Genomic DNA, 23,491 nt, shown 5'->3' on the forward strand with positions numbered 1-23,491 from the left:
TTCTCTAGGAGCGACGGATGATCCCTTTTTCCATTCTCGACCTCTCCCCGATCGGCGAAGGCGAGACCGTCGGTGAAGCGCTTGAAAACTCCCGCCGCATGGCAATCAAGGCGGAAGAGCATGGCTACAACCGCATCTGGCTTGCTGAACATCACGGCATGCCGGGTATCGCAAGTGCAGCCACATCGCTTGTCATCGCCCATGTCGGGGCGGCAACAAAACATATCCGGGTTGGGTCCGGTGGCATCATGCTGCCAAACCACTCGCCACTGGTGATTGCCGAACAGTTCGGCACCCTGGCAGCGCTGCTGCCCGGACGTGTCGACCTTGGCCTCGGACGCGCGCCCGGTACCGACATGCGCACAGCCCGCGCGCTTCGTCGCAATCTCGATGCCGGTGCAGAAAACTTTCCTCACGACATCATGGAGCTCCAGCGTTATTTCGGTCCGCCGGAGCCAGATCAGACGATCCTTGCCGTTCCTGGCATGAATTCGAATGTGCCGATCTGGCTGTTGGGCTCAAGTACCTATAGTGCGCATCTGGCGGCCGCTCTTGGCCTTCCTTATTCCTTCGCGTCGCACTTCGCACCAGACATGCTGATGGAAGCGCTGCATATCTATCGCGAGCGGTTCCAACCGTCCGAGGTCTTGGACAAACCGTACGTCATGGTCGGCGTGATGGGTGTGGGCGCAGATACTGACGAGGAAGCGCAGCATCTCTTTACATCATCACAGCAGCAGTTCGTGAACCTGCGTCGCAACGTTCGCACCCAGTTCCCCAGACCGGTGGAGAGCATGGATGACTACTGGAACGAGATGGAGCGTTTTTCGGTGGAACACACTCTGCGCTTCGCCACCGTTGGATCACCCGACACAATTGGTCGCCATCTCGACGGCTTCCTTGCCGAGACGCAGGCCGATGAACTGATCGTCTCCATGCCGATCCATGATATTGAAAAGCGGCTTCGTTCCGTGGAGATATTTGCGGACGTTCGAACATCGATCCGTAAGGCGGCATAGGATACGCAAGAAAAAAGCCCCGGAGCAGACGCTGCCGGGGCTTTGTAATTCAGACATTTGAAAAAATCAGGCCGAGAGCTTCGCCAGGATTTCTTCGGATACTTCGAAGTTCGAATAGACGTTCTGAACGTCGTCATCGTCTTCGAGGTTGTCGATCAGCTTCATCAGCGACTGCGCCTTTTCCTCGTCAACCGGAACCGTGTTCTGTGGCTTCCAGATTGCCTTGACGCTGTCAGCTTCGCCGAGCACGCCTTCGAGCGCCTTGGCAACTTCGTTCAGATCTTCAAAACCGCAGATGATCGTGTGGCCGTCCTCGGAGGATTCCACATCATCAGCACCGGCCTCGATAGCCGCTTCCATGACCTTGTCGGAGTCGCCAACTTCAGCCTTGTAGGTAATTTCGCCAACGCGATCGAAGGAGAAGGATACCGAACCGGTTTCACCAAGCGCTCCGCCAGCCTTGCTGAAGATCGAGCGGACGTTGGATGCCGTGCGATTGCGGTTGTCGGTCAGCGCTTCGACGATAACCGCCGTGCCGCCCGGGCCATAACCTTCGTAACGAACTGCATCGTAGTTCTCAGCATCGGCGCCCGACGCCTTCTTGATGGCGCGGTCGATGTTGTCTTTTGGCATCGACTGCGCCTTGGCGTTCTGAACAGCCAGACGCAAAGCAGCGTTCATGGTCGGGTCAGGCAGGCCGGACTTGGCTGCAACGGTGATTTCGCGTGCAAGCTTGGAAAACATCTTCGAACGGATCGAATCCTGCTTACCCTTGCGGTGCATGATGTTTTTGAACTGTGAATGACCAGCCATGGAAAACCTGATTGTCGTAATTTGGGATTGCGGGCCTTATAAGTGCGATACGCCCATCGTTCAAGCCCGGATGCGTTTTCAGACCTGAAGAAGATAAGGAACCGATTGATCCGCACGCCGTTTTGGTCAGGAGCGCGGTGAGAGGACGGCTTGTCCCCTCTCCGACAGACAACAAACCGGAAGGAGATAACCATGGTCAGCCTGACAGAAGCGCGCGAAGCCCCTGCCCGTCAGCTTTGGGACGAAATCAATTCGGTCCATGCCGGCATGCTGGGGCTTGAAGGCCTGCATAGCCATATGCAGCCAATGGCACCGCACGCAGATCCTAAAACCAATACGATCTGGTTTTTCTCGAAGAAGGATACGGACCTCGCCCAGTCGATCAAACCAGGTTCTCGCGCGCACTTCTGCCTCGTCGGCAAGGATCACGATTATCACGCCTGCCTTTCTGGAGTGCTCGAGATTCGCGACGACAAGACAAAAGTCGATGAATACTGGAACTCGGTGACAGCCGCCTGGTACGAACACGGCAAGTCAGATCCTGAGCTGACAATGCTTGCCCTGCATGTTGACGACGCCGATATATGGGCTTCTACGGACAGCACGCTGAAATTCGGCTGGGAAATTGCCAAGGCAAACATGTCCGACGATAAGGTGCCTGATGTTGGGGTCCGCCAGCATCTCGCCTTCGCCTGATTGATTAAGCTCCCCCGTCTTCTTCGCCAGTTGTACGCTACATGCCTTGTGGCACCAGTATCTGCGGCTGGCGGGGAAGATTGCGCATCGACACACGGATGATGGGTTCATTCGCGTAGGCAATTTTGAAGCTCTCCCCAAACATCGTCAGAAACTGCTCCAGTGGCGGGCCGGTGCGGTGCATTGGCAAGATCAATGCAGAACGAAGCCGCTTCACGACCCGGCTCATGCTGTCGGCGCCCATCGTCAATCCACCATCGACGGGAACCATCAGGATATCCAGCCTGCCAATCTCCGCATAGTGGGTGTCTGTCAGCTCGTGGTGCAAATGGCCGAGATGGCCGATGCAAAGTCCGGCGACTTCGAAAATGAAAATGGAATTGCCATTTTCCTGAAAACTCTCGTAGTCACCCCAGCGGTTGCGGATGTCGGTTGCAACATTCCTGATGTAGACGTCTCCGACGAGAACCTTGTGATCGGCCTTTCCGCCCGGCGTATCGCTCCAACCGTGCAGAACGTGCTGGATGGCGGGATCAGGATTAAGGGTGAAATGGGTCGAATGCGCCCTGTTCATCGTCACGACGTTGGGCGTAACAGGGGGGCGATAGACGCCGTTATAATCGGTAGCGATCGTCACACCATCAGGGCTCTCGATCAGGTAGGTCGAGTGCCCGATAAAACTGATCTTCACCTCTTCCTTGACTGTTGCCTGCGCAAGCTGAAGATCGGCTGGGCTGAAGCTGACAAATGTCACATCAGGAATTTTTTGAGCAATCGCCTGGCATTGACTGACAGGTGGGCGGGCGGCTGTTTGCGAGAGCGCCGCTCCAGCAAATGCAACCAGTCCGGACATTGCAAGCAATAGCACGCGCAGCATGACGCCACTCCCCTGAACTTGCGATGGCAGAGGATGCGACAAGCTTGGGCAAGCGTCCAGTTCGCAGAACCGGCGCCACGCTCACAATGTCGTCATTATCGACGGGTCACTGACGGCGCAGCGTTGCTCAAGCCCAGAAGGCCGGAATGCTTTCAGAGAGCCGTGGTCCAATGCGCAAGGGCGCGATTTTTTCGGCGAGCCCGGTTCTGTCAGAGATCTCTACGCCAACCCCGCAGATCGTCGCTGGCCCGCTCGCTGCCTCAAACCGGCCCTTCGGCATCTTGGAGATGAAGCGGTTGATCGGCTCTTCCTTGTCCATACCAAGCGAAGAGTCATAATCGCCACACATGCCAGCATCCGACATATAGGCGGTTCCACCGTTTAAAATCTGCGCATCGGCTGTCGGCACATGGGTATGCGTTCCGACCACGAAGCTTGCACGTCCATCAACGAAATGACCGAAACATTGCTTTTCGCTGGTCGCTTCCGCGTGGAAGTCGAAAATGATCGCGTCGGCCTGCTCTTTCAGCGGACAGGCGGCCAGAATGGTTTCGGCAGAGCTGAAAGGATCATCGAGTTCTGGGTGCATGAACACACGGCCCATGATGTTGGCCACGAGAACACGCGCGCCATTGCGCGCATAAAACAGGCCGGAGCCCTTTCCTGGCGTTCCCTTGGGATAGTTGGCAGGCCGCAGAAACTGGTCGTGTCGCTCGCAAAACGATACGGCTTCTTTCTGATCCCAGACGTGGTTGCCGGTCGTCACGACATCGGCACCTGCGTTGATCGTCTCAAGGTAGATGTCTTCCGTAATCCCGAAACCACCGGCAGCATTCTCGCCGTTGACGACAACGAAATCCAGTTTCAGGTCGGAGATCAATCCTGGCAGTTTTTCCCAAACCGCCGTCCGTCCGGTCTTGCCGACCATATCCCCGAGAAAAAGAAGCCTCATTCACCTGCCCCGCTGGCGCCAGTTTGTCAAATTTCGTTCCGTCTAATGGGAAATTCGTCGTTTAAAAAGGGCTAAAGCGTCTTTTGCCCATTATCGCTGGTCTGGAGCTGCATAAATCCGCCGCAAACCGCTCTCAGTCAGGATGGCGTTGAGCGGGACATCATGTGACTCTGCCGGAACGGACGGCACTTCCTGGCAATCAAACGCCACCCCGATAAGCGTTGGCTTGCGCCCCTGCTTGTGCAGGCGGGCAATCGCACGGTCATAATGACCGGCACCGTAACCGATACGATGCCCCTGTCTATCGAACGCCGAGAGAGGCACCAGGAGAATGTCTGGATCGAGGATCGCAGCATCCTGGCCGGGTCCGGTCGTGCCGAACCCTGTATTTGTCAGAGGTATGCCTTCTTCGAAAGCCCTGAAAACAATCGTCTCACGGTCGAGAACAACAGGCAGCGCCAGACGTGCACCCTTGCGGCGCAGCGATTCCAACAATGGTCGAATATCGGCTTCCGAGCGGATCGGCATAAATCCGGAAACAACCGTGCCTGGCTCAAAGTTGATCCTGGCAGCCCCACAGACACACATGGCCAGGCTTTTTACATGCCGTTCGTCTATTGTGAGCGCATCCCGCGCGGCGAGCCTTTCGCCGCGCAACCGTGCCTTCTCCCCGACACCAGGCTGCATCAAGCAGCCCGGCTCACGAGCACCTTGTCGATGCGATGCCCGTCCAGGTCGATCACTTCAAAACGCCAGCCGTTGCGGGTAACGTGTTCGCCGAGTTCCGGCAGGCGACGGAATTCGTCCAGCACCAGGCCAGCGACGGTTTCGAATTCTGCATCCTCGTCGATCTGGAAGCCCATACGATCTGCGAACTCGTCCGCCGGCATCCAGCCAGCAACCAAGAACGAGCCATCGTCACGTTCGACGATTGCCGGCTCCTCGTCATTGTCTTCCTGGAATGCGCCAGTAATGGCTTCGAGAATATCGCCTGAGCTGATGATACCTTCGAAATGGCCATATTCGTCGTACACGAGAACCATATGAACGGTCGAACGGCGCAGCGACTGGATGACATCCACAGCGCTGGTGAGGTCCGACACGACCGGTACTTCACGCAACAGTTCGCGGATGTTCAGCTCGTTACCCGAGGCGAGTGCATCAAATGCATCCTTGGCAAAAAGAACACCGAGGATTTCGTCAGACGCACCGTTACGGACAGGAAGACGCGAACGCTGCGTGCCACGAAGCTGTTCGCGAATTTCCTCGGCGCTGTCTTCAATGTCGACGACTTCCACATCACGACGCGGCGTCATCAGACCACGGGCGTTCCGGTCAGCGAGACGCATGACGCCGGTAATCATGGCCGATTCCTCGGTTTCGATGACGCCGGCACTGTGCGCTTCAGCAAGAACGGTGCGAATTTCATCATCCGTAACAGACGCATTGGATTCGCCGCTGTGTCCAAGCAGCGCAAGAACGGTTTTGCCGGACTTGTCGAGCAGCCACACCAGCGGCGCACCGATCTTGGACAGCAACATCATCGACGGAGCAACGCGGGCTGCAACCTTCTCCGGATCGCGAAGCGCAATCTGCTTCGGGACAAGTTCGCCGACGATCAGCGAAAGATAGGTAATGGCAACAACAACCGAGCCGACACCAAGCGCGTCAGCGGCGCGGTCTGGTACGCCCTGCTCGATGAGCCACGCGGTAAAACGCGTGCCGAGCGTGGCGCCGGAAAATGCACCCGAGAGAATGCCGACCAGCGTAATGCCGATCTGCACGGTGGACAAAAAACGTCCCGGATTTTCAGAAAGATTAAGGGCGAGCATTGCGCCCTTGCTGCCTTGTGCGGCAAGCACCTTGAGCCTTGCCGGTCTCGAAGAAACCACGGCAAGCTCAGACATGGCAAGCACACCGTTCACGACGGTGAGCAGGACCACGATCAAGATTTCAGTAAACAAGTTTAGCTCTTTGGGCTGTTGAACGGCACGTCGCGGTTTTGACCGCAGCGCCTTTTTTAAAAGGCAGAACAGACATACCAATCCGGATAATAGGGAATTGTTCCGCCAATGCAATGATTGCGGATTAAAAATCTCAGCCAGGCAGCGATGAAAGAGACTGTCGACGATATAAAGAGGATACTTCACAGAAAACTGAAGTGCGATCCACGCGACCGATGGAGATTTACGATCCTGGGTGCCTACAAAAGTAGGTGGGCACCGTGTGTCCAGCCCCACGGGACTGGTCAGGGACAGCTCCCTTTGGATCGAGTATGGCCCCAGGGATTGTGGTTCCTGTCGGGAAGCGCAGAACGCTCCCCAGATATAGGACGGATCGAAAGGTTCCGCCAGAGGGTGAGCAGCGGATTTTTACGTTGTGAAACGCTGCATCGGAACGACGCCTTGTCGGCCAATGCAGCCGCTTGTACGGGCGGCCAAAAGATAATCAGTGGGTAGCGGCAGGTTTCGGCCGCGCCAGCAGCTTTTCCGTCACTCCGTTGAGACGCGTGGCAAGATCACTGATGGCAATGGCAACCATCTCGTCGGATTTCGCCTTTTGCTCCGCCATGCCATCACGGTTCTGGGTCAGCGATGCGACCTGGCTCTCGAGCTTCTCCAGCTTGCGGCTCAACTCCGAAAGCTCATCCATCACCATAATGCCCGACATGACGGTCAACCGAAGATCGCCAATCTCTCCAAACTGGCTTTTAAGATGTCCGACATACTGATCGAAACGCGTGGCAAGATCGGTCAGGTGCTGCTCCTGTCCCGCTTCGCATGCCATACGATAGGCTTTGCCATCGATCATCACAGTAACCTGAGCCATTGGTCGCTCCCCTATCGATCCAGCACGGCGCGGATAGTCTCCATTGCCGTCACTAGGCGGCGAGAAACCTCGCGATTGACTTCTTCAAGGCGATTGGCACGAAACTCGGCCTGGTCCAGTTCGTTGGCAAGCCGCGCCCGGTCGATGTGAACCCGCTTTACTTCATTATCGATGTCACCTGCCTCCCGCTCCCGCTCGATACGCATATCGATGGCGTTTTCGAGATTTGTAATGGCAGCACTCAGCTCCGTCAGTGCAGATTGTACGGTCTTCTCAGCCGACATCGTTTTTTTCCAACTCGCACGCAACTGGCCGAATCATTCGGCCTTGGGCTCTTTGTTTCATGCTCACGAGGTTATTACCCGATTTACCATCCCGTCAATCAAACCAGTGCATTGGGACACTTTGCTCTGTGGATGAATAAAGCTGCACAACAGTGCTGCGCATCGAACAGACGCGAGCCAGGCTGTTTTTCAAAACGATTTTTATCGATCACCGAACTGCAAATGGCCGTGGATTTATTGACTTGCCTGCTTCACCTGCTATGGATCAACCCGCTTTTTGGATAGTTGCATCTAACTATCTCCTTTCACCCGGAAACAGACGGAAAAGCCATGATTTCTCGCGACAAACACAACCGGATGGCCAATGCGATCCGCTTTCTTGCCATGGACGCAGTGGAGAAGGCCAATTCCGGCCACCCCGGTCTGCCGATGGGCGCAGCAGATGTCGCCACCGTTCTCTTCACCCGCTACCTGAAGTTCGATCCGAAGAGCCCGCTGTGGGCAGACCGCGACCGCTTCGTACTGTCAGCGGGCCACGGCTCGATGCTCCTCTACTCGCTGCTTTATTTGACCGGCTACGAGGACATGACGATCGATGAGATCAAGCGCTTCCGTCAGTTCGGCTCGAAGACCGCCGGCCACCCCGAGTACGGCCACGCAACTGGCATTGAAACGACCACGGGTCCGCTCGGCCAGGGCATTGCCAACGCCGTTGGCATGGCGATTGCCGAACGCAAGCTCGAAGAAGAGTTCGGCTCCGATCTTCAGAGCCACTTTACCTATGTTCTGTGCGGCGACGGCTGCCTCATGGAAGGTATCAGCCACGAGGCGATCGCTCTTGCCGGTCACCTGAAGCTGAACAAGCTCGTTCTCTTCTGGGACAACAACAACATTACCATCGACGGTGAAGTTGGCCTGTCTGACTCGACCGACCAGATTGCGCGCTTCAAGGCCGTACACTGGAACACGATCGAAGTTGACGGTCATGATCCGGACGCGATTGCCGCAGCAATCGAAGCTGCCCAGAAGTCGGACCGCCCGACCTTCATCGCCTGCAAGACCGTTATCGGTTTCGGCGCCCCGAACAAACAGGGCACCCACAAGGTTCACGGCAACCCGCTGGGCGCAGAAGAAATCGCTGCCACCCGCAAGCACCTGAACTGGGAAGCCGAAGCGTTTGTCGTTCCGGAAGATGTGCTTGACGCATGGCGTCTGGCCGGTCTCCGCTCGACCAAGACACGTCAGGACTGGGAAGCCCGCCTTGAAGCGTCTGAAGCCGGCAAGAAGGCCGAGTTCAAGCGCCGTTTCGCTGGCGACCTGCCAGGCAACTTCGACAGCAGCATCGATGCCTTCAAGAAGAAGATCATCGAGAACAACCCGACGGTTGCAACCCGTAAGGCGTCCGAGGATACCCTCGAAATCGTCAACGGCATCCTGCCGGAAACAGTTGGCGGCTCTGCCGACCTGACACCGTCGAACAACACCAAGACCAGCCAGATGAAGTCCATCACTCCGACGGATTTCTCCGGCCGTTACCTGCACTACGGTATCCGTGAGCATGGCATGGCGGCAGCGATGAACGGCATCGCCCTGCACGGCGGCCTCATCCCTTACGCCGGCGGCTTCCTGATCTTCTCGGACTATTGCCGTCCGTCGATCCGCCTTGCTGCCCTGATGGGAATTCGCGTCGTTCACGTCCTGACACACGATTCCATCGGCGTCGGCGAAGACGGTCCGACCCACCAGCCAGTCGAGCAGATTGCCGCGCTGCGCGCCATCCCGAACCTTCTGGTCTTCCGTCCGGCCGACGAAACCGAAACGGCCGAATGCTGGCAGATTGCTCTCGAGCAGAAGCATCGCCCGTCTGCGCTTGCCCTGACACGTCAGAACCTGACGCCGTCGCGCAAGGAATATGAAGAGAAGAACCTGTCGGCTTACGGCGCCTATGAACTGGTCTCGGCAAGCGACGCAAAGGTTTCGATCTTTGCTTCCGGTTCTGAAGTGGAAGTTGCCCTTAAGGCAGCGGCAACACTGAAGGACAAGGGCGTTTCCGCCCGCGTGGTATCCGTTCCGTGCTTCGAACTGTTCAAGGAACAGCCCGAAACCTACCGCAACGCCATCATTGGCAAGGCATCGGTCAATATCGCTGTTGAAGCTGCTGTCCGCCAGGGCTGGGACTACTTCATCGGTTCTGACGGCGCTTTCGTCGGCATGCACTCTTTCGGCGCCTCCGCCCCGGCGAAGGATCTCTTCAAGCACTTCGGCATCACGGCAGAAGCCGTTGTCGCAGCAGTTGAAGAAAAGCTTTCGTGAGGGCCCCAAGCCCTCACAATACTGCAAGACACGTACAATTCTTCATCGGGAGACTGTAAATGACTGTAAAAGTTGCCATTAACGGCTTTGGCCGTATCGGCCGCAACGTCCTTCGTGCCATCGTCGAATCTGGCCGCACCGATATCGAAGTTGTTGCCATCAACGACCTCGGCCCGGTTGAAACCAACGCACACCTGCTGCGCTACGACTCGATCCACGGCAAGTTCCCGGCAGACGTAAAGGTCGAAGGCGACACCATCATCGTTGGCGGCGGCAAGCCGATCAAGGTGACGGCGGTGCGCGATCCCGCCACCCTGCCGCACAAGGAACTCGGCGTTGATATCGCGCTCGAGTGCACCGGCATCTTCACCGCGCGTGACAAGGCAGCGGCCCACCTCACCGCTGGCGCCAAGCGCGTCATCGTTTCTGCACCGGCAGACGGAGCGGACCTGACGGTCGTTTTCGGCGTCAACCACGACCAGTTGACGAAGGATCACCTCGTCATCTCCAACGCTTCGTGCACGACGAACTGCCTCGTGCCGGTCGTCAAGGTTCTCGACGACGCGGTTGGCATCGATCATGGCTTCATGACCACGATCCATTCCTACACAGGTGACCAGCCTACGCTCGACACCATGCATAAGGATCTGTATCGCGCGCGTGCCGCAGCACTCTCGATGATCCCGACTTCGACCGGTGCCGCCAAGGCCGTCGGTCTCGTTCTGCCGCACCTGAAGGGCAAGCTGGATGGCACCTCCATCCGTGTTCCGACCCCGAACGTTTCGGTTGTTGACTTCAAGTTCCTCGCCAAGCGCAACACGTCGGTCGAGGAAATCAACGCTGCGATCAAGTCTGCTGCCGATGGCAAGCTGAAGGGCATTCTCGGCTACACCGACGAGCCGTTGGTTTCCCGCGACTTCAACCACGACAGCCATTCTTCGATTTTCGCAAACGACCAGACCAAGGTCATGGAAGGCACGTTTGTTCGCGTCTTGTCCTGGTACGACAACGAGTGGGGCTTCTCCAACCGTATGTCCGACACGGCTGTGGCTTTCGCCAAGACCATCTGATCCCGCAACGGATCTGTCATCAGGGAACCCGACCAGAGCAATCTGGTCGGGTTCTTTTTTAATCCTAATGCCGCCAACTTTCCTATTTCCTGCCTTGTTGCGGTCCACTTTGACCCTGAAAAATTAAAGCAGAGATTCGGTCGTGCGCAATGCACTGCCTCCTGCCGTATCGTTCGATACACCCCGCCTTGCCTTGCCATTCAACGCCACCCCGCAAAAGCGCTGAAGGTCTGCAACCGTGGCGCATTGACTGCAAACGTGCAGCGTATGCATTGCCAGCTCCGGAGCCGTTTCAAGCGAGGCGATGGACGTGGAATCATTTTACTTTTTGCTCCTGGTGGCAACGATCCTGGTTCTGGTTGCGGCGTTTTCCAGCCTGATCGCATTCCGCTTCGGCGCACCATTGCTATTGCTGTTCCTGATGATCGGCCTTGCCGCCGGTGTTGACGGCCTTGGTATCGAGTTTACCAACAACCCGCTCGCATACATGCTGGGTTCATTGGTTCTGGCAGTCATTCTGTTCGATTCCGGGTTCGGCACATCGATACAATCCTTCCGGATATCAGCGGCCCCCGCCATCACGCTTGCCACCGTCGGCGTGATCCTTACCTCCGTGTTTTTTGCCGGTGCGGCCGCCCTTCTGCTCGGACTATCCTGGCTTGAGGGCCTGCTGCTTGGCGCGATCGTTGCCTCGACGGATGCGGCAGCCGTCTTCTTCCTGCTCCGCATCGGCGGCATACATATCCGCGATCAGGTGCGTTCGACGCTCGAAGTCGAGTCCGGCACCAACGATCCCATGGCGATCTTCTTGACCATCGCGCTTGTCGAGGTGATCAGCAAGGGTCAGGGGCTTGCCGGGTTCGACCGAAGCTTCGTTATTCTTTTCCTCGAACAGATGGGCCTTGGGCTGATCTTCGGCCTGTTGGGCGGGTTGATGATCGTTTCCGTAGTCAACCGTTTTGCTGCTGACCGCGGCCTGGCGCCGATCTTTGTGCTGGCACTGGCACTGCTCGTCTTTTCCTTTACCGGCACCATCGGCGGCAGCGGCTTTCTCGCCGTCTATGTGGCAGGTATCGTCGCCGGCAACCGGAGAATCTTTGCCAAGGAAACCATTCGCCGTTTCCATGAGGGTCTGACCTGGCTCTCGCAGATCATCATGTTCCTTATGCTTGGTCTACTGGCGACACCATCGCAGTTTCCTGCGATCGCCGTTCCGGCCGTGTTGCTGGCGCTCTTTCTGATCTTTGTGGCACGCCCCCTTGCCGTCTGGCTCAGCCTCATGCCCTTCAACTACACACAGCAGGAGACGTCGTTCGTTGCCTGGGTTGGCTTGCGCGGCGCAGTCTCTATCCTGCTTGCCATCATGCCCATTCTCGGGGGGCTTGATGACGCGCAAATCTATTTCAACGCGGCTTTCATCATCGTCCTGGTATCGCTTCTGTTACAGGGATGGACGATCAAGCCGGTTGCCACTCGGCTCGGGCTGATCGTGCCGCCTCGCATGGGGGACGTCGACAAGCTGGAGGTCGACCTTCCCGGCACGGCCAATCACGAACTTATTTCCTACCGCGTCGCCAGCGGCAGCGCGATTTTACAGGGCGAGCGCATTCCGCGCTGGGCGATGCCCTCTCTGGTCGTGCGGGACGGCAAATCCATGCGATACCAATATGCCGGACGCCTGCGCGAAGACGATCTCGTTTATCTCTTTATTGCACCCGGATATTCGCGTCTGATCGACCGACTGTTTGCCAGCGCGCTGCCAGTTGCGGCAGACGATGCGGAGTTTTTCGGCACTTTCTCGATCCAGCCATCTCGCCCTGCCAAGGAACTGGAAATCGCCTATGGTCCGAGCCTTCTATCCGCCGCCGAACAGTCGATGACTATCGCCGAATTGATCGAATCCCGCCTCAGTGGAAAGGCCGACTATGCCGATCGTGTACGCCTTGGCTCAATCGTCCTGATCGTTCGCGCGCTGGACGAACATGAGGCGATAACGGGCGTCGGCGTCTCGCTCGAACCCGTTGAACCGGCGACCAGCCTGCCTATCTTCATCAGCTTCGGTGAAATCGTCCGCCGTGTCCGCGCCCACGTGGAGCACCGTCGGAACGCTCGCAATCCGCAGGCCCAGAAAAGTGCTCAGCCCTCCTCCACAGCTTCAACCGATGTGCGAGAAAATGAAGCATAAGCGGCTTGCGTCGGCTTTCAGGCATTGTATGTTCCTGCCAACCTTACCCGTCTTAACAAAATCAGGATCGACATATGCCCGCCTTCAAAACCCTCAACGATCTTAAAGACATTGCCGGAAAACGCGTTCTCGTGCGCGTTGATCTCAACGTACCGGTCGCGGATGGGAAAGTCACGGATAAGACCCGTATCGAGCGTGTTGCTCCGACCATCCTCGAGCTTTCTGAAAAAGGCGCAAAGGTCATCCTGCTGGCGCATTTTGGCCGCCCGAAGGGAGAACCTGTCGCGGACATGTCGCTGTCGCTGATCGTTCCAGCCGTCGAAGAAGTCCTCGATCACGCGGTGTCCTTCGCGTCCGACTGCATCGGCGCGCCTGCTGCTGAAGCCGTCGCCAAGCTGAATGATGGCGACATCCTGCTTCTTGAAAACACCCGTTTTCACAAGGGTGAAGAAAAGAACGACCCGGCCTTCGTCGAGGCACTGGCAGCCAATGGCGATATATACGTGAACGACGCTTTCTCCGCCGCCCATCGCGCGCACGCCTCTACGGAAGGCCTGGCACGCCACCTTCCCGCTTATGCTGGCCGCACCATGCAGGCAGAGCTGGAAGCCCTTGAAAAGGGTCTGGGCGCACCTGCCCGCCCGGTCGTGGCAATCGTCGGTGGCGCGAAGGTTTCGTCCAAGATCGATCTCCTGATGAACCTCGTCAAGAAAGTCGATGCACTCGTCATCGGCGGCGGCATGGCCAACACCTTCCTTGCTGCGCGTGGCACGAATGTCGGCAAGTCCCTCTGCGAGCACGACCTGGCCGACACTGCCAAGCAGATCATGATCGAGGCCGCCACCTCGGGCTGTGCAATTGTTCTGCCGGAAGACGGCGTGATTGCCCGCGAGTTCAAGGCTGGCGCTGCTAACGAAACCGTCGAAATCAATGCCATCCCTGCCGATACCATGGTGCTGGATGTCGGCGCAAAATCCGTCGAAAGCATCAAGGCATGGATTTCCCGTGCCGAGACGCTGGTGTGGAACGGCCCCCTCGGTGCGTTCGAAATCGAGCCGTTCGACGCGGCAACGGTCGCTGCGGCCAAGCACGCTGCTGAATGCACCAAGGCTGGAAAACTCGTGTCGGTCGCAGGCGGTGGCGACACTGTCGCAGCCCTCAACCATGCCGGCGTTGCCGACGACTTTACCTATGTCTCGACGGCCGGTGGCGCCTTCCTCGAATGGATGGAAGGCAAGGAATTGCCGGGCGTTGCCATCCTTTCTGGCGACAAGTAAACTTCTACAACTTGCCTGACGAAAGAGCCGGACAAGCACTGCTTGTCCGGCTTGTTTTTTGGCAGGTAAAAATGGGAGGAAAAGTTTCAAACGATTGAAATGATTTCAATCGTTTCAATGAGTTAGCATGCCATTTCCCTGCATTGGAACTTCTGTTATCCGGAATTGTATTGTGCCTTGGGAGTATAGCAAATGACCGAACGTCTCGAAGACATCGCACTCAAAATGGTCGCTGACGGCAAGGGTCTCCTCGCTGCAGACGAGTCCACAGGAACGATCAAAAAGCGTTTCGACAGCATCAATCTGGAATCCACCGAGACCAGCCGCCGCGACTATCGCGAGATGCTGTTCCGCTCCGACGACGCCATGAAGAAGTGTATTTCCGGCGTCATCCTCTATGAGGAAACCCTCTACCAGAAAGCTGCAGACGGTACGCCTTTCGTCGACATCATCAAGGCTGCAGGCAGCCTTCCTGGCATCAAGGTGGATATTGGCGCCAAGCCGATGGCTTTCCACCCGCATGAATTCATCACCGAGGGCCTGGACGGCCTCTACGAGCGCCTGCGCAAGTACCATGAAGCAGGTGCCCGTTTTGCCAAGTGGCGCGGTGTTATCACCATCGGCGAGCAGCGTCCGAGCTGGGGCTCCATCAAGGCCAATTCCCAGTCTCTCGCTCGCTATGCCGCACTCTGCCAGCAGGCTGATATCGTTCCTATCGTCGAACCTGAAGTTCTCATGGACGGCGAGCCGGGAACCCACGACATCGATCGCTGCGCGGAAGTTACCCAGTGGGTTCTGCAGACGGTATTCGCCGATCTGTTTGACGCCCGTGTCAACCTGGAAGGCATGATCCTAAAGCCGAACATGATCATCGACGGCAAAAACGCTCGCAAGGCATCTGTCGAAGAAGTGGCTGAGAAGACGGTCAAGGTTCTCAAGGCAACCGTGCCTTCGGCCGTTCCCGGTATCGCGTTCCTCTCGGGTGGCCAGTCCTCCGAAGAAGCGACAGCCCACCTGTCCGCCATGAACTCCGCTTACGACCTGCCGTGGGGACTGACCTATTCCTACGGTCGTGCGCTTCAGGACACCGCACTCAAGGTTTGGGGCGGCAAGCAGGAAAACGTTGCAGCAGGCCAGCGCGCCTTCACGCACCGTGCGATGATGAACACACTGGCAGCCAAGGGCACCTGGAAACAGGAACTCGAAAAAGCCGCCTGAGACATTCTGATCCAGAAAAAGATCAAGGCCGCCCTTCGGGGCGGCTTTTTTTATTGGCACACGCCAATCTGATCAAGGACGCAAAAGAAGCGTTGCTGTCCAGATCACAAAGGCGACGATGGCAATCTTCCAGAAATCGCCGCGTTTTCGCAGTCCTGGCAGGCCAATTGGCCTGATAATCTGCACGATCATCGCCAAGAGTAGAAAAAGGCCGATCGCCTTTGCCATTTGTTCAGCCTTTTCTTTATTTCCGGATCGTCACAGGCTGGACATTTTTACCGTTCACCAGAAGAGTGCAACCCATTGGGGTAGCATCCGTGTGAACGCCCGACCTGTACGACCGAACGCATGAGAGTGTCTCTATGAGCAGAAACCTTCTACCCGTATTCGCTCTTTTATCCAGCACTCTGTTTCTTTTTCTGGGCAACGGCCTGCAAGGTCTGGTCCTACCTGTGCGTGGTTCGGCGGAAGGATACTCGAACGAAGTCCTTGGCTTTCTCGGAACCTCCTGGGCGGCGGGTTTTGTCATTGGCTGCTTTGTCGCACCCGCCATCGTGCGCCGGGCGGGACATGTACGAGCTTTCGGCTCCTTCGTGGCCGTTGTTTGCCTCACTGTACTGATGACTGGCCTTGTCGTTGACGACGAATGGTGGATTGGGCTGCGTGCTCTGACGGGCTTCTGCACGGCCGGGACATCGATGATTATCGAGAGCTGGCTGAACGAGCGTGCCACCAATGAGACACGTGGCATGATCTTCTCGCTCTACATCGCGATCACGCTGCTCGGTGTCGTGGCGGGCCAGATGATCGTCCCAATGGGCAATATCAGCGACACGTCGCTCTTCATGATCTGCGGCATCATCTACTGCGTCGCCATTCTGCCGGCCACGTTGTCGAAAGCAGCAACCCCCCAGCCTCTACAAAAGGTCAGGCTGGATTTACCGGCATTGTATCGCAACTCGCCCGTCTCATTTGTCGGCATCCTGATGATCGGCATAGCCAACGGCGCGTATGGTACGCTGGGTGCGGTGTTCGGAGCGCGGGCGGGGCTTGATCCAACCATGATTGCTATCATGGTCTCTGTCACGATTTTCGTCGGCGCCATGGCACAGTTCCCGGCCGGTCGTCTCTCAGACCGCATCGACCGTCGTTACGTGCTGGCTGGGCTTGCCGGTCTCGGAGCGTTGGCCGGTCTTGCTGTCGCGGCAGTCCAGCCCCATAACGTTTATCTGCTCATTCCAATGATTGCGGTCTATGGCGCCGCCGCGAACGCGCTCTATCCGATTGCCGTAGCACATGCCAACGACTTCGCGGCCTCCCAGGATTTCGTTAAGGTATCAGGCGGCCTGCTGTTGCTTTACGGCATTGGCACGATCATCGGCCCAACATTGGGTGGCGCCGTCATGACCCATTACGGCCCCTACGCTCTGTTCCTGGTAACCGCCCTCGCCCACACACTCATAACGGCCTACGCGATCATGAGAAGCTACCGTCGTGCCGCCCTGTCGACGGAGGAGAAGGATAACTTCAAGAGTATCCCGACCACTCCAGCGCCGCTTGTCACGCCGGAAAGTATTGCGCTCGACCCGCGCGCGCCGCAATATCCAGAGGACGGCGACTATGTTGAAAAAGGAGCGGGCATATGAGCCTCTTTGACGATGACAGGCCGAAAAAACCACAGGCGCACGAGATCGGCAGCGACCTCAGTCTTCTCTCGGTCGACGAACTGACGACTCGGATCGGGTTGCTTCAAGCAGAGATCAACCGACTCGACGAGGAGCGGAAAAGGAAATCCGCAGGCAGGCAAGCGGCAGAGAATCTCTTCCGGACTTAAGCCTGCCTGACGTCTGGCAACCGTGGAAGCTTAGAAGCAGAATGAAGGAAAGACTTCGTCGCTAGCGCTGTCGCGCCGGAAGGAATTAAAATTCTGAGGCAGTCTTTCGTTTACCATTAACACAAAATTAAGCTTTCTGAGAGATTACTATACATGTCCAGTTCTTCTGGACTTCAGGCATCTTCTCCAGTTGGCGATTTGGTCTGATTTTTCTCCCTGTTTTACCTTGAGAGCCGCTTTTGCGGCTCTTTTTTTGGTCGATGGCATTTTCGCAAAACTGTGGGTATTAACCCTTCTTTAATAATTGCCTTGCGCATTTCAGGTAATGATATCATCCTGAAAACACTAAAGACCGGAACAAAATATCCGGATCGTCGTTGCCTGACAGTGTGGTGCGTGAGCAGGGATTAAAGAACATGTCCGAACAGGTGTTGAATACCATTAGCTTTGCAGGGCGCGCTGCTGCTTCCAACCAGTTCAAGACCCTCTATAACGAAGGGATGACACTGGTTGAGGAAACGGCAAGCTATCTCGATGGTGCTGGCCGCGTTGCCTCGAAGGTTCTCCCGCGTATGGCGTCGGTGCTTTACGCAGCAGAATCGATGCGCCTCACCACCCGCCTGATGCAGATGGCATCCTGGTTGCTTCTGCAGCGCGCCGTCAACAACGGCGAGATGACCAAGGATCAGGTTATCAGCGAAAAGAACAAGGTTCGCCTCGACAGCTTTAACGTTGATCGCAACGCTCCCGGCTGGAACGACCTGCCGGAATCCTTCCGTGATCTGATCGAACGCTCGCTTCGGCTTCAGAATCGCGTTGCCCTGCTCGACCGCGAAATCTATCGCCCCGCAGAAGCTGCCAAGGTGCCGGACAATGAAAACAGCGTCCAGGCTCAGCTCAACCTTCTGCGCACGGCATTCACAATCAACTAAGAAAAAACAAAAAATATAGACGATTTAAAAAGCAGGCTTTCAAGCCTGCTTTTTTTGTTGCGCAACACGCCTGTGAACACAAACAGGCAAATAAAAAAGCCCGGCAGAGCCGGGCTTTTTTAAATAATCCGTCCACAAGGGATCAGAGGCCGAGGCCACCGAAACGCTTGTTGAACTTGGAAACGCGACCACCGCGGTCCATAAGCTGCTGGTTGCCGCCCGTCCATGCCGGATGGGACTTGGGGTCGATTTCGAGGTTCATGACTGCGCCTTCCGAACCCCAGGTCGAGCGGGTTTCGTATTCGGTGCCATCGGTCATGACCACCTTGATCGTGTGATAATCGGGATGGATATCAGCCTTCATGACAATCTTCCTGGTTAAGTGACGTGCGGTCCATTTGCCGCAATTGCGTCAACTGAGCCAATTCAATAAATGAAGCCATAGTCCAGATGGGCTATGGCTTCCCAATTTGATGCGGAGCCTATACATGAAGGTCGCCGAGATAACAAGAGCCTGCTGTTTCCTTGTGAACGGAGATAGCCCCTTTTGGCAAGAACGGATTGCATAATCCGAATTCCCTGCCAGGGCCGACTGGCAAGCGCTGACAAAGGAGAAGACAAGAAGTGGCAGACGTACAGGAGCAGAAAGCGGCAAACCGTAAAAGCCTGAAGCCGCTTCTCGGTCTCTTCCCTTATCTCAAGCGCTACCGCGGCCTGATGGCAATCGCCCTTTTCGCGCTTGTTCTCTCATCGGCCACCACCCTTGCTTTGCCGCTCGCCGTCCGCCGCATCATCGATCATGGCTTTCAGGTTTCAGACAGCGGCATGATCAACAGCTACTTCGCCATGCTTCTTGCGATTGCCGTTGTTTTGGCCCTCGCCAGTGCCATGCGCTATTATTATGTCATGAGCATCGGTGAACGGGTTGTTGCCGACCTTCGCCATGACGTGTTCGCGCACCTGACATCGCTGTCCCAGCAATTTTTCGATGCCAACCGATCCGGTGAACTGACCTCGCGCCTTACTGCCGACACGGTGCAGATTCGCTCCGCCTTTGGCTCCTCTGCCTCCGTGGCGCTGCGTAACATCATCATGTGTTTCGGTGCCGTCGTCATGATGATCTATACCAGTCCCGGACTTTCAGGCTTGGCGCTGCTGGCCATCCCCTTCATCGTGTTCCCCCTGATTGCATTTGGGCGATCGGTGCGCGCTCGCTCGCGTACAACACAGGATACATTGGCCCAATCCGCAGCCTACGCCTCCGAGACCATCGGAGCCACCCGAACGGTGCAATCGTTCAATGCCGAACCTCTTGCGAACGCCCGTTATGGTCAATCCGTCGAAGCGGCCTATCAAGGCGCCAGGGCAGCCATCGGTGCGCGTGCAATCCTGACAGCCGTCGCCATCGCCCTCGTCTTTGGAAGCGTCGTCGGCATTCTCTGGTACGGCGCCCAGAACGTTCTGAGCGGCAGCATGTCAGCAGGTACGCTCGGCCAGTTCGTTCTTTATTCGGTTATTGCCGCCAGCGGCCTGGGTCAACTTTCGGAAGTCTGGGGCGAACTGGCGCAAGCAGGTGGCGCGGCCGAAAGACTGTCTGAAATCTTGAACGAGCGCTCCGCCGTCGCCGAACCCGCAGCACCTGTTTCGATGCCGCTACCACCACGCGGGGAGGCCGAATTTCACGACGTCGGCTTTGTTTATCCGCTGGCAACCGAAAGGCCGATCATCTCCGGCCTGTCGTTCAAGGTTGCAGCCGGTGAAACGGTGGCGATCGTCGGGCCATCCGGCGCTGGTAAAAGCACGGTCTTTTCTCTTCTGATGCGATTTTACGATCCACAACAAGGTCGCATCACCATCGACGGTACCGACATCAAAAGTGCCCGCATTGCCGATGTGCGCTCGCGTATGTCCAGCGTGCCGCAGGACGTGGCAATTTTTGCATCCTCGATCCATGACAACATCGCGTTTGGTCGTCCCGAAGCGACGCGTGATCAGGTTCGCGCTGCGGCCACAGCGGCACAGGCCGACGGTTTCATTGAGAGGCTGGAAAGCGGATATGACACGCAGGTTGGCGAGCGTGGCGTGACGCTTTCCGGTGGCCAGCGACAGCGGATAGCCATTGCCCGCGCCATTCTTCGCAATGCGCCAATCCTTTTGCTTGACGAGGCCACCTCCGCGCTTGACGCCGAAAGCGAAATGCTGGTGCAGAAGGCGCTTGATGAGCTAATGAAACCCCGCACCACCATCGTCATCGCACACCGCCTCGCTACCGTGCTCAAGGCCGATCGCATCCTTGTCATGGATGAAGGGCGCATTGTCGAGGAAGGCACACACCAGAGCCTGATCCGCCAAAACGGCCTTTATGCGCGTCTTGCACAGTTGCAATTCCAGACCGGGCCGGATGAATTGCGCGCCCACGCGTAAGTGTCACGACAAAACGTTGCGTCCGGCAACACGGCCGGAAAACAGGCAACCGCCGAGAAATGTGCCCTCCAGCGCGTTGTAACCGTGCATGCCGCCACCACCGAAACCGGAGACTTCGCCGGCGGCATAAAGCCCCGCAACCGGCTCGCCTGCCCGATCCAAAATGCGCGCTTGCAGATCGGTATGCAGGCCGCCCAGTGTCTTACGGGTCAGGATATGCAGACGCACGGCAATCAGCGGCCCCTTCCCGCGATCAAGCAACCGGTGAGGTCGGGCGGTTCGCATGAGTTTGTCGCCGAGGTAGCGCCTTGCTCCGTTGATCGCCGTTATCTGGGCGTCCTTGCCGAAGCTGTTTTCGATCTCCCTGTCACGGGCCTCGATTTGCTGGCGGATATAAGCCGGATCAAGCCTGTTTTCGCCGCTGATCCTGTTCATGGCCGCCACGAGATCTTCCAGTGTGTCAGAGACGGCAAAATCCTCACCGCGTTCTATGAATGCCTTGACCGGCGCCGGTGGCTCCTTACCAAGCCTCTTGAGGAGAAGCTGGATGTTTTTATCCGTCAGATCCGGGTTCTGCTCCGATCCTGAAAGAGCAAATTCCTTCTTGATGATCGCCTTGGTCAAAATGAACCAGCTATAGTCGCTGTTTCTTTGCCTCAGGATCTTTAGCGTCCCAAGCGTATCGAAACCCGGCATGGCGGGTGCGGGCAGCCGATTGCCATCTGCGTCACACCAGAAGGACGATGGCCCTGGCAAAATGCGGATGCCATGATTGGGCCAGATCGGGTCATGGTTTTTCACGCCTTCGGTATAATGCCACATTCTGTCTCGGTTGATGACATCACCGCCAGCCGCCTCGGTGATGGCAATCATTCTGCCATCCACATGCGCTGGTACACCACAGACCATTTGCGCCGGTGGTTGTCCGAGACGATCAGTCGGCCAATTGCGCTGCACCAGGTCGTGGTTGCCACCAATCCCACCAGCGGTAACGATTAAAGCCGAGGCGGCCATCGTGAAGCTGCCTATCGGCTCTCTGCTGCTTGTCTGACCGCGCAGGACAGGATCTTGCACAAGCACGGTCCCGGAGACGCCCGTGACGGTGCCTCCGCTCTTTTCCAGCGCGTCGACCTGATGGCGAAAGCGAAACGTAAGCCGGCCACTTTCGACGAGCGCCTGCGCCTTCTTAATGAAGGGGGCCAGCACGCCCGGGCCTGTTCCCCAGGTAACGTGAAAACGTGGAACGGAATTTCCGTGACCATGCGCGAAAGCGCCTCCCCGCTCCGCCCAACCAACAACCGGAAACCACCGCATACCCAGGCCATGCAGCCAGGCACGTTTCTCTCCGCCAGCAAAATCGAGATAGGCTTCGGCCCATCGCTGCGGCCAATGATCTTCGGCACGGTCGAAACAGGCAGAACCGAACCAGTCCTGTCGCGCCAGATCGATGCTGTCGTGCACCCGCATGAGGCGCTGCTCTGGGCTATTAACAAAGAACAGACCTCCAAGTGACCAGAATGCCTGCCCACCAAGGTTCTGCTCCCCCTCCTGATCTAAAACGCATACGCTAAGCCCACGTTCAGAGGCTTCTGTCGCAGCCACCAGTCCGGCCAGCCCCGCCCCGATGACGATCACGTCGAACCGCTCCATCAGTCTCCTCCCAGATGTGACGGATTTACTTTTACGAGAACGTAAATTTATATCAGCGCAAAGACAATCACACGGTGTGTGTCACTCACCGTTCGGTCAGCTTGAGTTCGATACGTCGGTTCTGCTGACGCGCCTCCTGGCTATCACCCTCGGCAATCGGCTGATATTCACCAAAACCTGCGGCGACCAGACGATTTGCCGGGACACCCTTCGAGATCAGGAACTTGACGACAGAGGTCGCACGCGCCGATGATAGCTCCCAGTTGTCACGATAACGACCGGAACCGGAGAGCTGAACATTGTCCGTGTGCCCGTCGACACGCAGGACCCAGTTAATCTCAGCAGGTATTTCCTTGGCGAGATCAAGAAGGGCTACAGCCAGCTTTTCCATTTCCACCTGCCCTTCCGGGTTCAGTTCATTGCCGCCAGAGGGGAACAGAACTTCAGATTGGAATACGAAACGGTCACCCACGATACGGATATTTTCGCGGTCAGAGAGAATTTCGCGCAACCGGCCGAAGAAGTCCGAACGGTAGCGGTTCAACTCCTGCACGCGCTGCGCCAGCGCCACATTCAGCCTTCGCCCAAGATCGGCGATCCTGACCTGAGAAGACGCATCCTTTGCCTCGGATGCCTGCAAAGCCGATTCGACCGAAGCGATCTGAGCACGAAGCGCCGCAATCTGCTGGTTCAGCAACTCAATCTGTGCAGAAGCGCGGGTATTTGCCTGCTTCTGATCATCCAACTCACTTGTAAGGCTGCCGATACGTGAATTTGCTGCGGCGTTGTTTCCGCTGCCGGCGTCAAGAAGCGACTGCAGCCTAGACCGCTCGTTCTCGGATGCGGCCAACGTCGATTGCAGGTTCGCCAGGGTATCCTCGATATCCTGCTTGCTGCCTTTCTCCATAGCCAAGAGTTCGGTCAACTCGGCAATCTGACTGTTAAGGCGGGTCAGGACTTCGTCCTTGCCGGTGATTTCCCGCGACAGAACAAACTGTGCCAGCACGAAAACCGTCAGCAGGAACATGATGGCCATCAACAGCGTCGAGAGCGCATCGACGAAGCCCGGCCAATAATCGACCCCTCTGTCGCGACGGCGATTGCGCGCGAGCGCCATG

The 23,491-nt window shown here is 57.0% G+C and carries 22 protein-coding genes and 1 other RNA gene; 11 read left to right on the forward strand and 12 right to left on the reverse strand.

Annotated features, from left to right (window positions below):
• Positions 1 to 17 precede the first annotated feature (17 nt).
• A complete protein-coding gene (locus HWX89_RS07695) occupies positions 18 to 1,019 on the forward strand; it encodes an LLM class flavin-dependent oxidoreductase (RefSeq protein ID WP_138792075.1) in 1,002 nt (333 codons plus the stop codon).
• A gap of 66 nt (positions 1,020 to 1,085) precedes the next feature.
• On the opposite strand, the gene HWX89_RS07700 is transcribed toward HWX89_RS07695, so the two are convergent.
• The gene (locus HWX89_RS07700; RefSeq protein WP_138792074.1) at positions 1,086 to 1,832 is read right to left on the reverse strand and encodes a YebC/PmpR family DNA-binding transcriptional regulator; all 747 of its coding nucleotides are present in this window, start codon (positions 1,830 to 1,832) and stop codon (positions 1,086 to 1,088) included.
• A gap of 192 nt (positions 1,833 to 2,024) precedes the next feature.
• On the opposite strand from HWX89_RS07700, the gene HWX89_RS07705 reads away from it, so the two are divergent.
• Entirely contained in the window at positions 2,025 to 2,528 is a 504-nt protein-coding gene (locus HWX89_RS07705; protein ID WP_138792073.1) for a pyridoxamine 5'-phosphate oxidase family protein, read from the forward strand.
• 37 nt (positions 2,529 to 2,565) lie between these two features.
• On the opposite strand, the gene HWX89_RS07710 is transcribed toward HWX89_RS07705, so the two are convergent.
• The 7 genes from HWX89_RS07710 to HWX89_RS07740 all read right to left on the reverse strand — a co-directional run bounded on the left by HWX89_RS07710 (position 2,566) and on the right by HWX89_RS07740 (position 7,470).
• A complete protein-coding gene (locus HWX89_RS07710; RefSeq protein WP_138792072.1) occupies positions 2,566 to 3,405 on the reverse strand; it encodes an MBL fold metallo-hydrolase in 840 nt (279 codons plus the stop codon).
• A gap of 127 nt (positions 3,406 to 3,532) precedes the next feature.
• Positions 3,533 to 4,357 (reverse strand): TIGR00282 family metallophosphoesterase, encoded by an 825-nt coding sequence (locus tag HWX89_RS07715; RefSeq protein WP_138792071.1) that lies wholly within the window; start codon positions 4,355 to 4,357, stop codon positions 3,533 to 3,535.
• A gap of 90 nt (positions 4,358 to 4,447) precedes the next feature.
• The gene (locus tag HWX89_RS07720; protein ID WP_138792070.1) at positions 4,448 to 5,044 is read right to left on the reverse strand and encodes a 5-formyltetrahydrofolate cyclo-ligase; all 597 of its coding nucleotides are present in this window, start codon (positions 5,042 to 5,044) and stop codon (positions 4,448 to 4,450) included.
• Complete coding sequence (locus HWX89_RS07725; protein ID WP_178340679.1) at positions 5,044 to 6,306, reverse strand: hemolysin family protein; 1,263 nt, start codon at positions 6,304 to 6,306, stop codon at positions 5,044 to 5,046. Before HWX89_RS07725 ends, HWX89_RS07720 begins: the two co-directional genes overlap by 1 nt.
• A 212-nt stretch (positions 6,307 to 6,518) precedes the next feature.
• Positions 6,519 to 6,676, reverse strand: a non-coding RNA gene (ssrS, locus tag HWX89_RS07730) — 6S RNA.
• A 129-nt stretch (positions 6,677 to 6,805) separates the two neighbouring features.
• On the reverse strand, positions 6,806 to 7,186 hold the full coding sequence (locus HWX89_RS07735) for a cell division protein ZapA (protein WP_138792068.1): 381 nt from the start codon (positions 7,184 to 7,186) through the stop codon (positions 6,806 to 6,808).
• 11 nt (positions 7,187 to 7,197) lie between these two features.
• Positions 7,198 to 7,470, reverse strand: coding sequence for a DUF4164 domain-containing protein (locus HWX89_RS07740; protein WP_138792067.1), 273 nt, complete (start codon positions 7,468 to 7,470; stop codon positions 7,198 to 7,200).
• Between the two features lie 330 nt (positions 7,471 to 7,800).
• On the opposite strand from HWX89_RS07740, the gene tkt reads away from it, so the two are divergent.
• The 5 genes from tkt to HWX89_RS07765 all read left to right on the forward strand — a co-directional run bounded on the left by tkt (position 7,801) and on the right by HWX89_RS07765 (position 15,533).
• Positions 7,801 to 9,783 carry a transketolase gene (gene tkt / locus HWX89_RS07745; RefSeq protein WP_138792066.1) on the forward strand — a complete coding sequence of 661 codons (1,983 nt, stop codon included), beginning with the start codon at positions 7,801 to 7,803 and terminating at the stop codon, positions 9,781 to 9,783.
• Positions 9,784 to 9,842: 59 nt separating this feature from the next.
• Entirely contained in the window at positions 9,843 to 10,853 is a 1,011-nt protein-coding gene (gene gap / locus HWX89_RS07750; RefSeq protein ID WP_138792065.1) for a type I glyceraldehyde-3-phosphate dehydrogenase, read from the forward strand.
• A 304-nt stretch (positions 10,854 to 11,157) separates the two neighbouring features.
• Positions 11,158 to 13,038, forward strand: a complete 1,881-nt coding sequence (locus HWX89_RS07755; protein WP_178340656.1) for a potassium/proton antiporter — start codon at positions 11,158 to 11,160, stop codon at positions 13,036 to 13,038.
• Positions 13,039 to 13,112: 74 nt separating this feature from the next.
• Complete coding sequence (locus tag HWX89_RS07760; protein ID WP_138792063.1) at positions 13,113 to 14,315, forward strand: phosphoglycerate kinase; 1,203 nt, start codon at positions 13,113 to 13,115, stop codon at positions 14,313 to 14,315.
• Between the two features lie 192 nt (positions 14,316 to 14,507).
• Positions 14,508 to 15,533: a class I fructose-bisphosphate aldolase gene (locus HWX89_RS07765; RefSeq protein ID WP_138792062.1), complete on the forward strand. Its 1,026-nt coding sequence runs from the start codon at positions 14,508 to 14,510 to the stop codon at positions 15,531 to 15,533.
• Between the two features lie 72 nt (positions 15,534 to 15,605).
• Here HWX89_RS07765 and HWX89_RS07770 read toward each other — a convergent pair whose 3' ends face one another.
• The gene (locus HWX89_RS07770; protein WP_178340657.1) at positions 15,606 to 15,761 is read right to left on the reverse strand and encodes a hypothetical protein; all 156 of its coding nucleotides are present in this window, start codon (positions 15,759 to 15,761) and stop codon (positions 15,606 to 15,608) included.
• A gap of 134 nt (positions 15,762 to 15,895) precedes the next feature.
• Here HWX89_RS07770 and HWX89_RS07775 point away from each other — a divergent pair, with 134 nt between their 5' ends.
• From HWX89_RS07775 to rcdA, 3 genes are all read left to right on the forward strand, one after another.
• Positions 15,896 to 17,179, forward strand: coding sequence for an MFS transporter (locus HWX89_RS07775; protein ID WP_138792061.1), 1,284 nt, complete (start codon positions 15,896 to 15,898; stop codon positions 17,177 to 17,179).
• The gene (locus HWX89_RS07780; protein WP_138792060.1) at positions 17,176 to 17,367 is read left to right on the forward strand and encodes a DUF1192 domain-containing protein; all 192 of its coding nucleotides are present in this window, start codon (positions 17,176 to 17,178) and stop codon (positions 17,365 to 17,367) included. The genes HWX89_RS07775 and HWX89_RS07780 overlap by 4 nt, the downstream gene beginning before the upstream one ends.
• A gap of 416 nt (positions 17,368 to 17,783) precedes the next feature.
• Positions 17,784 to 18,299, forward strand: coding sequence for a protease adaptor protein RcdA (gene rcdA / locus HWX89_RS07785; protein WP_138792059.1), 516 nt, complete (start codon positions 17,784 to 17,786; stop codon positions 18,297 to 18,299).
• A gap of 142 nt (positions 18,300 to 18,441) precedes the next feature.
• Here rcdA and rpmE read toward each other — a convergent pair whose 3' ends face one another.
• Complete coding sequence (gene rpmE, locus HWX89_RS07790; RefSeq protein ID WP_003497640.1) at positions 18,442 to 18,663, reverse strand: 50S ribosomal protein L31; 222 nt, start codon at positions 18,661 to 18,663, stop codon at positions 18,442 to 18,444.
• Between the two features lie 260 nt (positions 18,664 to 18,923).
• Here rpmE and HWX89_RS07795 point away from each other — a divergent pair, with 260 nt between their 5' ends.
• Positions 18,924 to 20,723: an ABC transporter transmembrane domain-containing protein gene (locus HWX89_RS07795; RefSeq protein ID WP_138792058.1), complete on the forward strand. Its 1,800-nt coding sequence runs from the start codon at positions 18,924 to 18,926 to the stop codon at positions 20,721 to 20,723.
• A 3-nt stretch (positions 20,724 to 20,726) separates the two neighbouring features.
• Here HWX89_RS07795 and HWX89_RS07800 read toward each other — a convergent pair whose 3' ends face one another.
• Together HWX89_RS07800 and HWX89_RS07805 are read right to left on the reverse strand one after the other, a co-directional pair.
• Entirely contained in the window at positions 20,727 to 22,373 is a 1,647-nt protein-coding gene (locus tag HWX89_RS07800; protein ID WP_138792057.1) for an FAD-binding dehydrogenase, read from the reverse strand.
• 85 nt (positions 22,374 to 22,458) lie between these two features.
• Positions 22,459 to 23,490 carry a peptidoglycan -binding protein gene (locus tag HWX89_RS07805; protein WP_138792056.1) on the reverse strand — a complete coding sequence of 344 codons (1,032 nt, stop codon included), beginning with the start codon at positions 23,488 to 23,490 and terminating at the stop codon, positions 22,459 to 22,461.
• Position 23,491 lies beyond the last annotated feature (1 nt).

This window comes from Rhizobium sp. RM (assembly GCF_013390595.1).
GTDB lineage: Bacteria > Pseudomonadota > Alphaproteobacteria > Rhizobiales > Rhizobiaceae > Agrobacterium.

Excerpts from the sequence above, each read along its gene's own strand:
- HWX89_RS07735 (WP_138792068.1), bottom strand. The coding sequence starts at position 7,186 with ATGGCTCAGGTTACTGTGATGATCGATGGCAAAGCCTATCGTATGGCA.
- HWX89_RS07775 (WP_138792061.1), top strand. The coding sequence starts at position 15,896 with ATGAGCAGAAACCTTCTACCCGTATTCGCTCTTTTATCCAGCACTCTG.
- HWX89_RS07720 (WP_138792070.1), bottom strand. The coding sequence starts at position 5,044 with ATGCAGCCTGGTGTCGGGGAGAAGGCACGGTTGCGCGGCGAAAGGCTC.
- HWX89_RS07710 (WP_138792072.1), bottom strand. The coding sequence starts at position 3,405 with ATGCTGCGCGTGCTATTGCTTGCAATGTCCGGACTGGTTGCATTTGCT.
- HWX89_RS07755 (WP_178340656.1), top strand. The coding sequence starts at position 11,158 with ATGGACGTGGAATCATTTTACTTTTTGCTCCTGGTGGCAACGATCCTG.
- HWX89_RS07805 (WP_138792056.1), bottom strand. The coding sequence starts at position 23,490 with ATGGCGCTCGCGCGCAATCGCCGTCGCGACAGAGGGGTCGATTATTGG.
- HWX89_RS07760 (WP_138792063.1), top strand. The coding sequence starts at position 13,113 with ATGCCCGCCTTCAAAACCCTCAACGATCTTAAAGACATTGCCGGAAAA.
- rpmE (WP_003497640.1), bottom strand. The coding sequence starts at position 18,663 with ATGAAGGCTGATATCCATCCCGATTATCACACGATCAAGGTGGTCATG.
- gap (WP_138792065.1), top strand. The coding sequence starts at position 9,843 with ATGACTGTAAAAGTTGCCATTAACGGCTTTGGCCGTATCGGCCGCAAC.
- HWX89_RS07770 (WP_178340657.1), bottom strand. The coding sequence starts at position 15,761 with ATGGCAAAGGCGATCGGCCTTTTTCTACTCTTGGCGATGATCGTGCAG.
- HWX89_RS07705 (WP_138792073.1), top strand. The coding sequence starts at position 2,025 with ATGGTCAGCCTGACAGAAGCGCGCGAAGCCCCTGCCCGTCAGCTTTGG.
- HWX89_RS07715 (WP_138792071.1), bottom strand. The coding sequence starts at position 4,357 with ATGAGGCTTCTTTTTCTCGGGGATATGGTCGGCAAGACCGGACGGACG.
- tkt (WP_138792066.1), top strand. The coding sequence starts at position 7,801 with ATGATTTCTCGCGACAAACACAACCGGATGGCCAATGCGATCCGCTTT.
- HWX89_RS07800 (WP_138792057.1), bottom strand. The coding sequence starts at position 22,373 with ATGGAGCGGTTCGACGTGATCGTCATCGGGGCGGGGCTGGCCGGACTG.
- HWX89_RS07695 (WP_138792075.1), top strand. The coding sequence starts at position 18 with ATGATCCCTTTTTCCATTCTCGACCTCTCCCCGATCGGCGAAGGCGAG.
- HWX89_RS07765 (WP_138792062.1), top strand. The coding sequence starts at position 14,508 with ATGACCGAACGTCTCGAAGACATCGCACTCAAAATGGTCGCTGACGGC.
- HWX89_RS07700 (WP_138792074.1), bottom strand. The coding sequence starts at position 1,832 with ATGGCTGGTCATTCACAGTTCAAAAACATCATGCACCGCAAGGGTAAG.
- HWX89_RS07740 (WP_138792067.1), bottom strand. The coding sequence starts at position 7,470 with ATGTCGGCTGAGAAGACCGTACAATCTGCACTGACGGAGCTGAGTGCT.
- HWX89_RS07780 (WP_138792060.1), top strand. The coding sequence starts at position 17,176 with ATGAGCCTCTTTGACGATGACAGGCCGAAAAAACCACAGGCGCACGAG.
- rcdA (WP_138792059.1), top strand. The coding sequence starts at position 17,784 with ATGTCCGAACAGGTGTTGAATACCATTAGCTTTGCAGGGCGCGCTGCT.